This is a genomic window from Collinsella aerofaciens (assembly GCF_015558785.1).
Taxonomy (GTDB): domain Bacteria; phylum Actinomycetota; class Coriobacteriia; order Coriobacteriales; family Coriobacteriaceae; genus Collinsella; species Collinsella aerofaciens_P.
In genome coordinates this window covers 24,289-37,446 of record NZ_JADMOP010000018.1, presented here as the reverse complement: position 1 = coordinate 37,446, position 13,158 = coordinate 24,289, and the positions used below count along the sequence as shown (strand labels likewise).

Genomic DNA, 13,158 nt, shown 5'->3' with positions numbered 1-13,158 from the left:
TAAAGCCGTTTGTCTCCACCCGCGTAGCGGGTGGTTTAAAGCTGGCCGCTGCGCGGCCAGCGGACTAAAGTCTTGAAGCAAAAGCGCAGCCTAAAAGGCCGCGCACCATCTTTATTCAGATTAATCATTGCCCGTTGTGACATCGCCGAACCCGCAGGGCAGAGAACAAGTTCCCTCCCGGCGCACTCCGCAGGACGCAAGAAGCCCTCGCCGCACGAAGTGCGCAGCGAGGGCTTCTTGCATGTCCGAGGACGCGCCGGGAGGGAACTTGTTCTCTGCCCGGATAGGTAAGACAAATTACGCGACGGTGTAAACCCAGTTGTGCTTGTCCTCGACAGCACCAGACTGGATACCAGTCAGGGTCTCGCGAAGCTTCTTCATCACAGGGCCGATCTCGGTGTATCCAGCCGGGAAGGTCACGGTCTCGTCGGCGCCGTAAACCTTGTTGTCGATTTCGCCAACCGGAGAGATGACGGCAGCGGTGCCGCACAGGCCGCACTCCACAAAGGTGCCGGCCTTGACCTCGGCCCACTCGACGGGGCGCTGGTCAACGGTCATGCCCAGGTCCTGAGCAACCTGAACGAGCGAACGACGGGTGATAGAGGGCAGGATGGAGTCGGTGTGCGACTGCGGAACGACGAGCGTGCCATCCTCTTTCACGAACAGGACGTTGGCGCCACCGGTCTCCTCGACATAGGTGCGGGACTCGGAGTCGAGATACAGGTTCTCGGCATAGCCCTCGCGATGGGCCTCCATCGTGGGCTTAAGGGACATGGCGTAGTTCAGGCCGGCCTTGATGTTGCCGGTGCCGTGCGGTGCAGCACGGTCATACTCGGAAACGCGCAGCTTGACGGGCTTGAGGCCGCCCTTAAAGTACGGACCGACCGGGGTCACGAGAATGCGGAACGTGTACTCAGGAGCGGGAGCCACGCCGATCACGTCACCGGAGCCGATCATAAACGGACGCACGTACAGGGTCGCGCCGGAACCGAAGGGCGGAACCCAGGCGGCGTTGGCAGAAACGACCTGCTTGACGGCCTCAACGAACTTGTCCTTGGGAAACGGGGGCATCTCGAGGCGCTGGGCAGAGTTATACATACGCTCAGCGTTCATGTCGGGACGGAAGCAGACGATGCTGCCGTCCTCGGCGGTGTAGGCCTTCAGGCCCTCAAAGACCTCCTGGCAGTAATGGAAGATACCGCCGCACTCGGAGACATGCAGGGTGTGGTCGGTGGTCAGGCCGCCCTCGTCCCACTCGCCATCCTTCCAATGAGCCTCGTAGCTGTAATCGGTCTTCATGTAGCCAAAGCCGAGGCTACCCCAATCGATATCCTTCTTCTCGACAGTCATATGTCGCTCCTTACATACACAGTTGCATACTCGCGAACCCGCACGCAAGGACCGAGGCCGACCGCGTCGCAACGTCGCACGCCCGGAGCGTAGAGCCGGACGGGACACGCGAGCAGCATCAAAGCCGATGGCACGTCGATTCGCATGCACGAGATTGTACTCCCCGCACGCGTCTGATAAAACGCTTTTCTTTAACTAAGTAAAGTATTTTCATTTGACCGAAGCAAAAAGGCCCGCCACCGTAAGCGGTGACGGGCCTCAACTGTACGGTCTGCGCGCTGGCTCGAGCTAGGCGTTCTATTTACCCAGCTTGGCCTTAACCAGACCGACCACGGTCGGGATGATCGACACGGCAACGATGCCGATAATCAGCAGCTCAAAGTGCTCTTGCACAAAGGGAATGCCGCCAAAGAAGTAGCCCAGCAGCGTAAAGACCGTCGACCAGGTAATGCCGCCCAGCACGTTAAAGACGACAAAGTTGCGCCAGTGCATGCCGCCCATGCCAGCGATAAAGGGCACAAAGGTGCGGATAAACGGGAAGAAGCGACCCAGGAAGATGGCCAGGTGACCCCACTTGTCCAAGAAGTCCTCGGACTTTTTGATGCGCTCGGGCGTCATGGCCTTGACCTTGCCCGAAGCGATGATCTTGCGGCCAAAGAAGTGACCGATCATAAAGTTGCACTGATCGCCCAAAATGGCAGCGGCCCATGCGGTGGCCAGAAGCGCCACGATGTTAAAGCCGCCGTTGTGGGCAAAGAAACCCGAGGCGAACAGCAGCGAATCACCGGGAAGGAACGGGAAGAACACCACGCCCGTCTCGATAAAGATGATCAGGAACACGCAGCCGTAGGCCATAAGCGGGCCGGCGGCGATCCAGCTGGCGATCGCGGTGCGCGGGTCCTTAAGCAGCTCGGCAATAAAATTGATGAAACCCATGAAGTAAAACCTCTCAGTTGTGGGCGCGGATACGTCCAAGTTGACCAGTATACGGTTGCGGTGCCCCCTCGTGCGCAACCCCACAAAAGCATGACTCCATTACCAGCAAGTTTGCATAACTGACACTTGTAGCGCAAAGCCGCCAAGATTGTCCTTTTTAATCCCTAGCGAATCGCTATACTTTATTGAATCGCATTGCCATGGCGCTAAGGGAGGGCGGCCGGTGAGCTTTATCAATACCATTCGCGAGGACATCAAGACCGTCCAGGCGCAGGACCCCGCCGCGCAAAACGGTCTGGTCATCTTTCTTTCCTATCCTGGCCTGCACGCCAAGTGGAACCACGTGCCCGAGCACTGGCTGTGGGCGCACGGTCATCGCTCGCTCGCCCGCGTGCTCTCGCAAATCACCCGCCACATCACCGGCGTCGAGATTCACCCTGCCGCGCAGATTGGCAAGCACTTCTTTATCGACCACGCCATGGGCGTCGTCATCGGCGAGACCACCATTGTGGGCGACAACTGTGTGCTCTACCAGGGCGTCACGCTCGGCGGCACCGGCAACGAGACCGGCAAGCGTCACCCCACCCTGGGCAACAATGTCACGGTGGGCACGGGCGCCAAGGTGCTCGGCAACATCCGCATCGGCAACAACGTCAAGATCGGCGGCAACTCGGTCGTCGTTAAGGACGTCCCCGACAACTGCACCGTCGTGGGCGTGCCGGGACGCATCATCAAGCGCAACGGCTGCCGTGTGTTCGAGGAGAGTTTCGACGCCAAGCAGCATCGCGAGTACATGCCCGATGACGCCGCCGAGCAGTCCGCCCTCAACCGCCAGGGCATCACCGAGAATGCCCGCCGCGTCAAGGAACTCGAGCGAGAGGTGGCCGAGCTCAAGGCCCTCGTCGCCAAGCTCGTGGACGAACGCTAGGAACGCAAGCGGCACAAAACGACATCGGCATCAACGCAAAGGCGCGCCAGGGAATTCATCCCCGGCGCGCCTTATTTGTGATGTGGCAAAGAGACTGTCCCTTTGTCACATTATGCGAACTGGCTCAGATAGAGGTCGGCGTAGGCACCCTCGGCAGCCAGCAGCTCCTTATGCGTGCCCTGCTCGATAATGTTGCCGTGATCCATGACCAAGATCAGGTCGGCGTCCACGATCGTCGACAGGCGGTGCGCGATCACAAAGCTCGTGCGCCCGCGCATGAGCGCGTCCATGGCACGACCGATGGCAAGCTCGGTACGCGTATCCACGCTTGAGGTCGCCTCGTCCAGGATGAGAATCGCCGGGTTATTGAGCAGCACGCGTGCGATGGTCAGCAGCTGACGCTGGCCCTGGCTGATGCTTTCGGCATCGTTGGCCACGCGCGTGTCATAGCCCTGCGGCATGGTGCGCACAAAGAAGTCGACCTGCGCGGCGCGCGCAGCCGCCACGATCTCCTCACGCGTCGCCTCGGGACAGCCGTAGGCGATGTTTTCGGCAATCGTGCCATCGAACAGCCAGGCGTCCTGCAGCACCATGCCAAACTGCTGCCGTAGCTCGCCGCGGTCCATGCGGCTCGTATCCACGCCGTCGAGCGTAATACGCCCGCCGTCAATCTCGTAGAAGCGCATGAGCAGGTTGATGAGCGTCGTCTTGCCCGCGCCCGTGGTTCCCACCACGGCAATCTTCTGGCCCGGCTCGGCGGTAAACGACACGTCGTGCATAAGCGGCTTGTCGGGCGAATAACCAAAGCGCACGTGCTCAAAGGAGACGCGACCCTCAACGCGACCCGGCAGCTTGGCGGCCTCGTCCGGCAGCGGATCGGCCTCCATCTCGGGCTCATCGAGCAGGTCGAACACGCGCTCCGCACTCGCCAACGCGCTCTGCAGCGAGTTGAAGGTAAACGACAGCTGCGTCATGGGTTCGGACGCCTCGTAGATAAACTGGAAGAACGCCTGGAACACGCCGACGGTCATGTGACCGGCAACCAGCATGCTGCAGCCCACCAGCGCGATCACGATCTGCGCCAAACGGCCGATAAAGCGCACCGCAGGGCCGACGGCATTGATCATAAAGTCGGCCTTGGCACTCACGCGTGCCAGCTCGCCCGAGGCCTGGTGCACCTCGGCAGAACTTTGGCGTTCGCGGTTAAACGCGCGGATCACCAGACGGCCCGAATAGCCTTCCTCGACCGCACTCGTAATCTTGGACACCCACTCCTGGCGCTCGCCCGTCACATCGTGTGTGCGGCGCGAGACGACCTTCGTCACCAGCAGCGACAGTGCCGTAAAGAACAGAAAGACGAGCGTAAGCTGCACGCTGAACACGAACATCACGCTCACAGCACCAACAACCGTGCCGATCGACACGAGCAGCTGCAGCAATCCGCGCTGCATGCTCTCGGACATCTTGTCCAGGTCGTTGGTCGCGCGGCTGACGACCTCGCCGGGACGATGCGCGTCAAAATAGGCGAGCGGCAGACGGTTGAGCTTTTGCGCGATGCGGTTGCGCAGGCGCAGATTGAGACGCTCAGCGACGCTCGACATCAAAAAGCTCTGGAGCGCATAGAACGAGGCAGCGGCAGTCCAGATCATAAAGTAGACGAAAATGGTCTTGCCGCAGTTCTCCCAGGTGATGCTGAAAGTGGTGTCGTTGGCAAACGCCACCTGAATGTGGCCCCACAGCTCATCGATCACGCGGGCGCTATATGCCGGCGCGGCGGTGTTAAAGATGACATAGAACACAATGCTCGCGAACACGATATAGAAGCGCCAATGGTCGCCGGCAGCCTCACTCCACAGGCGGCGCACCGTCGCCCAGGTATCCCGAGGCGTCTCGTCCTCGTCTTCGTCGTCCACGTCGCGCATACGCTCTGCCTCGGCGCGGGCGCGCTCGTCCTCGGCACGTTCGTTTTCCTCGTAGAGCGCTTGGCGGCGAGCCTCGCGCTCCGCCGCCTTGGCGGCTTCGTCCAGGTCGGGCGCGACGCCCGTCTCCTCGACTGTCTCTACAACCGCAGCGCCATCGACGATGCCCTGCTTCTTGAGCTCCTCGGTCATGCTACTCACCTCCCTTCATCTGCGATTCCGCGATTGCGCGGTACACCTCGCAGGTTTCCATGAGCTCGTCGTGCGTGCCTAGGCCCACGATCTCGCCGTCTTTGAGCACCACGATCTGATCGGCATGCAAAATAGTCGAGATGCGCTGGGCGATGATGAGCACCGCGGCATCGCACGTCTCGTCCTGCAGCGCATGGCGCAGTGCCGCATCGGTCTTAAAGTCCAGGGCCGAAAAACTGTCGTCGAAGATATATAGATCGGCATGCTTCATGAGTGCGCGGGCAATCGCCAGGCGCTGGCGCTGACCACCCGAGAAGTTCGTGCCGCCCTGGGCCACCGGCGTATCGAGCCCCTGGGGCTGGTCGAGCACAAAGGTGCTCTGGGCAACCTCCAGCGCATGGAGCATGTCAGCCTCAGTCGCGTCTTCGTTGCCAAAGCGCAGGTTGCTCGCCACCGTACCCGAGAACAGCCATGCCTTCTGCGGCACATAGGCGATACGCCCGCGGATGTCGTCTTGCGAAAGGTCGCGCAGATCGATGCCATTCAGGCGAATGGCGCCCTTCGTGGCATCGTGGAAGCGAAGCAAGAGCTTGGCCACCGTCGACTTGCCCGAACCCGTCGAGCCTACAATCGCCGTGGTCTGGCTACGGCGACAGGCAAAGCTCAGGTCGCACAGGGTATCCTCGTCGGCATCGTCAAAACGGAACGACATGTGGTCGAACACGGCCACCGCGTCGGCACCGTCAACAGACTCCGCCGCGCACGTGTCCAGCGTGCGCTTGCCGTCCACGATGCTCGGCTCAATCTCCAACACCTGCTGCGCACGGTTCAGGCATGCGGCGGCGCGTGGGAGCGTCAGAATCACCATCTGCGCCGTCATCACAAAGAACAGGATCAGGATCGCGTACTCCAGCACGGCCGAGATGCTACCGATTTGCATGGCGTGGACGCCCACGCGGTTGCCGCCCACCCACAGCACCGCCACCTCGGCGATATTCATCAAAAAGAAGCTGGAGCTGTCGAGACCCACAAACAGGTGGTTGACCTTGATGGCATTGGCCGCGTAATCGCTAAACACCTCGTCCAGGCGCTGCTCCTCGTGGCGCTCCTTGTTAAATGCGCGGATGACGCGCACGCCCACGATGTTCTCGCGCAGCACCACGTTCATGCGGTCGATAAAGCTCTGCAGGCGCATAAAGATCGGCGCGGCGTTGGCAACGGTAAAGACCGCCGCCACCAGCACGATCGCAACCACCACGCCCAGCAGCGTACCCATGGCGGGATCGATGAACCAAGCAAAAATGATGCCTGCCACGGCCAAGAACGGCACCGGCAGCACCAGCTGAATCGTCTGAAGGACAGCTTGCTGAATCACGTTGATGTCGTTGAGCGAGCGCGTGATCATCGAACCCGTGCCAAAGCGCTCAAAGTCGCTGGCGGACAGCTCGAGCGACTTGTCGTACACGGCATTGCGGATATCGCAGGCCACGTTGGCGGCCAGGCGCGCCGAAAGATAGCAGCCCAGCACCGTGCCGCCGCTGGCCATGCCGGTCGCGATAAGCATGTACAGGCCGTTGCGTAATATATAGTCGACATCACCCGTGGTAATACCGGTGTTGACCATGTTCGCCAGCATCGTGGGAACCAACAGCGTACCGACGTTATCTATCAGCACCGCAAACAGCGTCACCGCAATCAGACCGCGGTACGGCCTCATAAACCTCATTAAGAGTCGCATGCGTCCCCCTCGCCCTTATCGTCAGTCTCGTTCTCGGCGGCCACTTGCCGTTTAAATGCCTCGCACTCTTCGTTAAGAACATGGGAGAACTTACCGACCAAGCGCATGATCTCGCACTGTTCCCACGGCTCGAGCGCCTCGAATGCCTGTTGCTCGGCTTTTTGCGCCGGCAACGCGTAGCGCTTGGCAAACCGCACGCCTTCTTCGGTCAGTCGTACAACCTTGTTTTTACGACTGCCCTCGGCAAACTCCAACGTCGCAAGCCCTCGCGCCCTAAGCGTTTTAATCGCCGAATTGATGGTCTGTTTGCTGTAGAACCATTCACTCGTCAGCCGACTCACGGCAACGCTTCCGCCCGCTGCACTCGTGTCGACGAGCATCCAGTAGGCGCAGTCCGAAAGGCCGCAGGCGCGCGAGAACTCCGAATAGATATGGTCGAGTCCATTGAGCAACCGATCGAAGTCGACCAGCGTAACCGCACTATTCATCTATCCCACCATTCAATTGTCCGATTTTTGACCAATTATGTGTCTCTAGATTAGTCCGAGTTTTGACTATCGTCAACAGGCTCTCCACAAATGCGTGCATTTTTATGGCCTATCGGCAGAAAAAGACCGCCGGCGCGGGGGCGGCGCCAGCGGTCACGTGAAAATCGGGTTTTATTGCCTGTTAAGCGGCGACGGCCTCATAGACCGTAGCGCCCGAGAAGCTGTCATGCAGGCTCTTGCCGGCAATCCACGGCAGCTCGACGACCTCGCAGACCGTGTTGACCAACTCAGAACAGTCAGTAAAGTGGCCCTTGTCGTTGAGGGCCTCGCAATCCTGAACACGCCAATAGCCATCGGTGTGCGTGATGTAGTACTCGTGATCGTTGATCGACACGAAAGCGCGCGTCTTGGAACGCAGCAGCTTCAGAAATCCTTCGAAATCGGTCTCGACGACATCTCCAGCCTGGAACATGATGTTACCTCCTGGCCCGGCGCCACCACGGCGCATTGATAAACGTTGGTACTCCTTTAGTAAAACCCTTATCAGAGGTTATGCGTTCGTCATTTAGGCAAGTGGTAAAAAACCGCAGGGTAGACGGGATAAAACGTTTAACCATCCCATTTGTTTGTCACATTCTGAAGGTACTTTTATGCAAACCTACTTTCCCAATTGGAATCTATCCTTTTGGCCGGGCAATTGACCGTCTATCGTTTGAGCCCGACGGGTATGAACGGGGCATCTGCAACGCCACCGCAAGGAGACACCATGGAGACTATCGAAGCACTCATTCACCGCCGCAGCTGCCGCAACTACAGCGATCGTCCCGTCGAGGCCGAAAAGCTTGCACGTATTATCGAAGCCGGCCAATATGCACCGAGCGGCATGGGCCGCCAGCCGGTGACGTTTGTCGCCGTCACCGACCCCGCGACCGTCGAGCGTCTCTCGCAGCTCAACGCGCAAGTCATGGGCAGCAACAGCGACCCCTTCTATGGCGCCAAGACCGTTGTGGTGGTGCTGGTTGACCGCAGCGTGCCCACACATCTGGAAGACGGCTCGCTCGCCATGGGCAACCTGCTCAACGCTGCCTATGCGCTGGGCGTTGATTCGTGCTGGATTCATCGCGCCCACGAGGTTTTCGATTCGCCCGAGGGCCTGGAGCTACTGGCCAGTTGGGGTCTACCCGCCGACGGCAGCCTGCGCGGTGTCGGTCACTGCATTCTGGGCTATGCCGAGGACACGCTGCCCGAGCCCAAACCCCGCCGCGACAACGTGGTCTACGTAAGGTAATTAGTTCCGCCATTCTACCGAACGGCGGGCTCGTTGACGCTGCGCGGGCCGCATTCACGCCAATCTGACGTTCAATTTCGAGGGCGCGACCAGAAGGTCAGCGCCCTCTCATTTCACGTCACCTTGGCGCAAATGCGGCTCGCTCGCTTTTGGCGACTGACATCGAATGAGCCACTGTCTTGGGCAGCTAAAAAAGCCCCGTCCCAAATTAGCTGCCCCACTCGCAACTTATCCCGCCGATGGAGTTATTGCCGTTTCGCTCGTCTGATTCGCATCGACGTCGTCGCCTTGCTTGTCTTCGTCCTTTTGCACATCGGCGATGGTGGAGGCCGCCGCAACGATACCGCGCTGGGGCGCGACGCTCGTCTGGGCCTGAGCGCCCTCGACAACTTCTGTACCTACATGCGCGAGCTCGGGCGATTTAAACATTGCGTCCAAGTTGGCGCCACCGCCGGCATATCCGAGCGCAGCGAGCGCGATGACGATCACTGCAACGGCGGCCACGATCGGCACGTAGCGATGCCAGCCGGCGGGATTGAGCCCACTGCGGCGAGCCGCCCCGCGGCTGATGTAGCCGAGCGTTCCGTCGTGCTTGAGCTTTGAGCCCACCACGCGTTTGCGGCCCCACAGCGAGGACTCTGCCTGCATTGCCAAGCGGGCGCTTGCCGAAGGATAGCCGTATTTAGTGCGCTTGAACGAGCCATCAAACCCCGAGGCGTGTTTGCCCCACGTCACCGATGTTGTGCGTCGGTTGACCGGCGCGGCACTCCGCCTTCTGCGGCTCGGTTTTGAAGTCTCAGCCATATGCCCTCGCACGCCGTAACCAAATCGAAACAATAACGCTTTGGACTGTAGCACACGCGTCGCGTGCGGTCACGGGCGCCTCGCTCAACGGTCATCGTCCTTCAGCAAGCGCCACAGCGTTGTACGGCTTATGCCCAGCACCTCCGCCGCACGGGTTCGGTTGCCGTGGAGATGGTCTACAACCAGATGCGCGATATCTCGCTCGGTATCGGCCAGCGGTCGCAGGATATACAGGTCACTTTCAAGCGTCGGGGCGCCAAAGGTTGCGGTCTTAATCACGTCCTCTTGGGCGAACACTTCCTCCGCCACAGCGCGGTCCACCGTGCCCGTCCCCACCAATATATACAGTCGTTCCGAGACCTCGCGGAGCTGCAGATAGTTGCGCGGCCAGCGGTAAGCATCGAGCGTCTTCGTCGCCGCGGCAGACAGCGTGGGCGCTGCCGTCCCAAATGCATCAGCGAGATATTCCAAATAGCGCGCGACCTTCGTCGACGCGGCTCCCTGCTCGGCGATTGCCGGCGCGACGCTCACCGCACAGGCGAAGCGCTCGGTCACAAAGGCGGCTTGATCACTTTCGCCGCCGCCCGGCATGTCATTCGCCGTCAGCACCACATGGCAGCGCGTCGCCAACGCGGTGTCGGTCATCGTGGAGACCAGCTCGCGGAGGCGCTGGGGGCCAACCGCATTCCAGCCCTCAATGCAAAGGGTCAGCCCCGTTTGGAACAGCGGCGATTCGGAGCTTTTGAGCACATGGCGCCAACCGCGATCGGTGAGTTCATCGAGCGCGACGGAAACAAAGGGCTGATCGACAAAAGGGCCATCCAGATAGAGGCGCTTGGCAATCTCGACCTGACCCGCTCCCAGCTCGCCCTCGAGCATAAGGGGCACGCCGCGCGCATAGCTCTCGGTAACCGGTACAGCCACCGAGGCCGCCCCCTCAACGATGCCGTACGCGCTCGATTCATAGCGGACCTCAACTTCGTCGGCGTTGAGCCACTCGATGCCCGCATGCGCCGCGGCACCGCGCACCTCGCGGACCACAACGACCCAAAGCCTCCCGCCCTCTTTGTCGGTGGGGCGAACGGTCAGGCTCAGGCGCGTACCCTCACGCCCCATAACCAGACGCGCGCCGTCTCCTATACGGTCGAGGCGCTCAGCGACAAAAGCCGCCACATCCCGCTCAAGCGCCGCGTCATTCATGGTCGAGATCGCGACGTCCCCACGCGCATCGATTGCTAATGCCGAGGCCCCGGCAGCAGCTAGGGCATCGGTCAAGATGTTCAGCTTAGCATTGCTATCCATGATTTGCCCCTGTCCGCGGCGACGTGCAACCGCCGACGGTCGCACGACCGAGTGTTTCAAAATTGAACGATATTGCTCATCAAACACTATAGGGCAGAAAGCGCCGTCCTGCGAGTATAGGTGTTGCCCCGCATCGCCATCCTGGCGGGGCGATAAGAGCTCTTCGGGACTTATAAACCTGCGGACAAGCCATACCCGCAAGAGCTCCTATCGCTCCACCGTGAGAATGCGCTCGCCAGCACGCAGCACGCAAACAAGCTACTTCTCTACCAGATTCCCAGTACGTGTTGCATTCCCAAACTCATGCACGCAATGCCAATCCAGCAGCAAAAGCCCAGCGCGATGGGCTTGCCGCCCTTTTTGACCAGCTCGACGATATCGGTATTAAAACCAATAGCCGCCATGGCCATCACGATAAAGAGCTTCGACAGCTCCTTGATGGGCGCCGTAAAAGACGCGGGAAGCTGAAGCACCGTGGTGATTACGCTCGCCAGCACAAAGAACAGCACAAACATGGGAAACGCGCGCTTAAGCGAGAACGTGCTTTTGGCGTCGCCGCCGGCCTTGCGCGCCAGATGCATCTGCCAGCATGCGAGGACCAACGTGATGGGGATAATGGCCAGCGTTCTGGTGAGCTTGACCACCGTGGCGCTCTCGAGCACATTGGCGCCGGGATGCATGCTGTCCCAGGCGCTCGCCGCAGCCGTTACCGACGAGGTGTCGTTGATGGCGGTACCGGCAAACAGGCCAAAGCCCTCGTTGGTCAGCCCGAGCATGCCGCCGAGCGTCGGAAACACGAGCGCCGCGATAACGTTAAACAGGAAGATGACCGAAATAGCTTGGGCAATCTCGCGATCGTCGGCATCGATGACGGGCGCGGTCGCGGCGACGGCAGAACCGCCGCAAATCGACGAACCCACACCTATAAGCGTCGCGATCTTACCCGGCACATTCATGACGCGGCAGAGCACAAAGGCGATGACAAGCGATGTCGAGATTGTCGCCACGATAATCGGCAGCGACTGGGCGCCCTTGGACAGAATCTGGGAGAGGTTCATGCCAAAGCCAAGCAGGATAACCGCGTACTGCAAGACTTTTTTGGACGTATAGGTGACGCCGGCGGCGAGCTGTTCGCGACGATTCTTGGGAAAGACGAGCGCCAGGACCATGCCAAAAAGGATGGCAAATACCGGACCGCCGACCACCTCAATTTGTTTGCCGAGCAATGTCGCGGGAATGGCGATGATAAGGCAGAACAAGACGCCTTTCCAGCGCTCGCGTACGATATTTGCCAGTTGCATATGGGATTCCTTCTTTCTATTTCACGTTTGCGACGGCTTATGATACGGCAACATTGAGCGCAGCCTTGCGCAAACACAGACTAAGATGCCGCAATAGTTCTCAGGCAACAGCCGAATTACCCACCGCGGAGAGCTGATTCGCGGCATAATTAACAACTGACATATGAGTTTGATAGAACAGTTGCGAGGCGCTATGGAAGAATCGATGCACGTCGGCGAGCAGGAAACGAGCCTACAGGACCAGTCCTACCACACCATTCGACGCAAAATCGTCTACCTGGACTACAAGCCGGGCGAAAAGCTGGGCGTCAAGCAACTTTGTGACGACCTGGATATGGGGCGCACCCCTGTGCGCGAGGCACTGGTGCGTCTGGCGCAAGAGGGCCTGGTGCGCACCGTGCCCCAGAGCGGCACCTACGTCTCACCCATCAACCTCACCCTTGCCGAGAGTGCCTGTTACATCCGCGAGCATCTGGAAAAGCAGGTGATCGTGGAGTGCTGTGCGCGAGCCACGTCGGCCGGCATCGAGCAGCTCGACCGCGCCATCGTGCTGCAGGAAAAAGCCATGGCCGAAGAGGATCGCATCGGCTTCTTTTTGAGCGACAACCTCATGCATCACATGATTTTTAGCATCGCATGTCGCAGCACCGTGTGGTCGTGGCTCGAAGAGACCAATGCCGACCTGGAGCGCTTCCGCTGGCTGCGCGCCGCCACGCAGGTTCTCGACAATCAGGACATCGTGAACGAGCACAAGCAGATTCGCCGCGCCATCGCCGGTCGCGACCCCATCGAAGCGAGCTTTTTGGTCAGCAAGCACCTGCACATGATGTTCCGCAACCAAACCGAGGTTCTGGACCAGTTCCCCGAGTACTTCGAGACCAGCAAGCTCCGCTAACCCGCCAAAAAGGGACA

General features: G+C 60.0%; 12 protein-coding genes. 3 read left to right on the top strand and 9 right to left on the bottom strand.

Features of this window, described 5'->3' with window-relative positions; translation table 11 throughout:
* Positions 1 to 297: 297 nt before the first annotated feature.
* Together I2G40_RS08385 and I2G40_RS08380 are read right to left on the bottom strand one after the other, a co-directional pair.
* The gene (locus I2G40_RS08385; RefSeq protein WP_035138743.1) at positions 298 to 1,350 is read right to left on the bottom strand and encodes a branched-chain amino acid aminotransferase; all 1,053 of its coding nucleotides are present in this window, start codon (positions 1,348 to 1,350) and stop codon (positions 298 to 300) included.
* 297 nt (positions 1,351 to 1,647) lie between these two features.
* On the bottom strand, positions 1,648 to 2,286 hold the full coding sequence (locus tag I2G40_RS08380) for a DedA family protein (protein ID WP_138113555.1): 639 nt from the start codon (positions 2,284 to 2,286) through the stop codon (positions 1,648 to 1,650).
* Between the two features lie 223 nt (positions 2,287 to 2,509).
* Between I2G40_RS08380 and cysE the strand changes: the two genes are divergently transcribed.
* Complete coding sequence (cysE, locus tag I2G40_RS08375) at positions 2,510 to 3,214, top strand: serine O-acetyltransferase (protein ID WP_195544782.1); 705 nt, start codon at positions 2,510 to 2,512, stop codon at positions 3,212 to 3,214.
* 110 nt (positions 3,215 to 3,324) lie between these two features.
* Here the strand turns inward: cysE and I2G40_RS08370 are convergent, their stop codons facing one another.
* From I2G40_RS08370 to I2G40_RS08355, 4 genes are all read right to left on the bottom strand, one after another.
* Positions 3,325 to 5,325 (bottom strand): ABC transporter ATP-binding protein, encoded by a 2,001-nt coding sequence (locus I2G40_RS08370; RefSeq protein WP_204986360.1) that lies wholly within the window; start codon positions 5,323 to 5,325, stop codon positions 3,325 to 3,327.
* Between the two features lies 1 nt (position 5,326).
* A complete protein-coding gene (locus I2G40_RS08365) occupies positions 5,327 to 7,051 on the bottom strand; it encodes an ABC transporter ATP-binding protein (RefSeq protein WP_138375060.1) in 1,725 nt (574 codons plus the stop codon).
* On the bottom strand, positions 7,051 to 7,551 hold the full coding sequence (locus I2G40_RS08360) for a MarR family winged helix-turn-helix transcriptional regulator (protein WP_022094370.1): 501 nt from the start codon (positions 7,549 to 7,551) through the stop codon (positions 7,051 to 7,053). Before I2G40_RS08360 ends, I2G40_RS08365 begins: the two co-directional genes overlap by 1 nt.
* A gap of 181 nt (positions 7,552 to 7,732) precedes the next feature.
* Positions 7,733 to 8,023 carry a hypothetical protein gene (locus I2G40_RS08355; RefSeq protein ID WP_006235631.1) on the bottom strand — a complete coding sequence of 97 codons (291 nt, stop codon included), beginning with the start codon at positions 8,021 to 8,023 and terminating at the stop codon, positions 7,733 to 7,735.
* Positions 8,024 to 8,317: 294 nt separating this feature from the next.
* On the opposite strand from I2G40_RS08355, the gene I2G40_RS08350 reads away from it, so the two are divergent.
* Positions 8,318 to 8,839, top strand: coding sequence for a nitroreductase family protein (locus tag I2G40_RS08350; protein WP_138375058.1), 522 nt, complete (start codon positions 8,318 to 8,320; stop codon positions 8,837 to 8,839).
* 228 nt (positions 8,840 to 9,067) lie between these two features.
* Here I2G40_RS08350 and I2G40_RS08345 read toward each other — a convergent pair whose 3' ends face one another.
* From I2G40_RS08345 to I2G40_RS08335, 3 genes are all read right to left on the bottom strand, one after another.
* Positions 9,068 to 9,643, bottom strand: coding sequence for a hypothetical protein (locus I2G40_RS08345; RefSeq protein WP_022094368.1), 576 nt, complete (start codon positions 9,641 to 9,643; stop codon positions 9,068 to 9,070).
* A gap of 84 nt (positions 9,644 to 9,727) precedes the next feature.
* Positions 9,728 to 10,945 (bottom strand): helix-turn-helix domain-containing protein, encoded by a 1,218-nt coding sequence (locus I2G40_RS08340; protein ID WP_161145213.1) that lies wholly within the window; start codon positions 10,943 to 10,945, stop codon positions 9,728 to 9,730.
* Positions 10,946 to 11,211: 266 nt separating this feature from the next.
* The gene (locus tag I2G40_RS08335; RefSeq protein ID WP_195544781.1) at positions 11,212 to 12,246 is read right to left on the bottom strand and encodes a YeiH family protein; all 1,035 of its coding nucleotides are present in this window, start codon (positions 12,244 to 12,246) and stop codon (positions 11,212 to 11,214) included.
* A gap of 193 nt (positions 12,247 to 12,439) precedes the next feature.
* Here I2G40_RS08335 and I2G40_RS08330 point away from each other — a divergent pair, with 193 nt between their 5' ends.
* Complete coding sequence (locus I2G40_RS08330) at positions 12,440 to 13,141, top strand: GntR family transcriptional regulator (RefSeq protein WP_050766156.1); 702 nt, start codon at positions 12,440 to 12,442, stop codon at positions 13,139 to 13,141.
* Positions 13,142 to 13,158: the final 17 nt, after the last annotated feature.

Coding starts and splice junctions, on each gene's coding strand:
- I2G40_RS08355 (WP_006235631.1), bottom strand. CDS start 8,023: ATGTTCCAGGCTGGAGATGTCGTCGAGACCGATTTCGAAGGATTTCTG.
- I2G40_RS08340 (WP_161145213.1), bottom strand. CDS start 10,945: ATGGATAGCAATGCTAAGCTGAACATCTTGACCGATGCCCTAGCTGCT.
- I2G40_RS08385 (WP_035138743.1), bottom strand. CDS start 1,350: ATGACTGTCGAGAAGAAGGATATCGATTGGGGTAGCCTCGGCTTTGGC.
- I2G40_RS08345 (WP_022094368.1), bottom strand. CDS start 9,643: ATGGCTGAGACTTCAAAACCGAGCCGCAGAAGGCGGAGTGCCGCGCCG.
- I2G40_RS08360 (WP_022094370.1), bottom strand. CDS start 7,551: ATGAATAGTGCGGTTACGCTGGTCGACTTCGATCGGTTGCTCAATGGA.
- I2G40_RS08380 (WP_138113555.1), bottom strand. CDS start 2,286: ATGGGTTTCATCAATTTTATTGCCGAGCTGCTTAAGGACCCGCGCACC.
- I2G40_RS08335 (WP_195544781.1), bottom strand. CDS start 12,246: ATGCAACTGGCAAATATCGTACGCGAGCGCTGGAAAGGCGTCTTGTTC.
- I2G40_RS08330 (WP_050766156.1), top strand. CDS start 12,440: ATGGAAGAATCGATGCACGTCGGCGAGCAGGAAACGAGCCTACAGGAC.
- I2G40_RS08350 (WP_138375058.1), top strand. CDS start 8,318: ATGGAGACTATCGAAGCACTCATTCACCGCCGCAGCTGCCGCAACTAC.
- I2G40_RS08370 (WP_204986360.1), bottom strand. CDS start 5,325: ATGACCGAGGAGCTCAAGAAGCAGGGCATCGTCGATGGCGCTGCGGTT.
- I2G40_RS08365 (WP_138375060.1), bottom strand. CDS start 7,051: ATGAGGTTTATGAGGCCGTACCGCGGTCTGATTGCGGTGACGCTGTTT.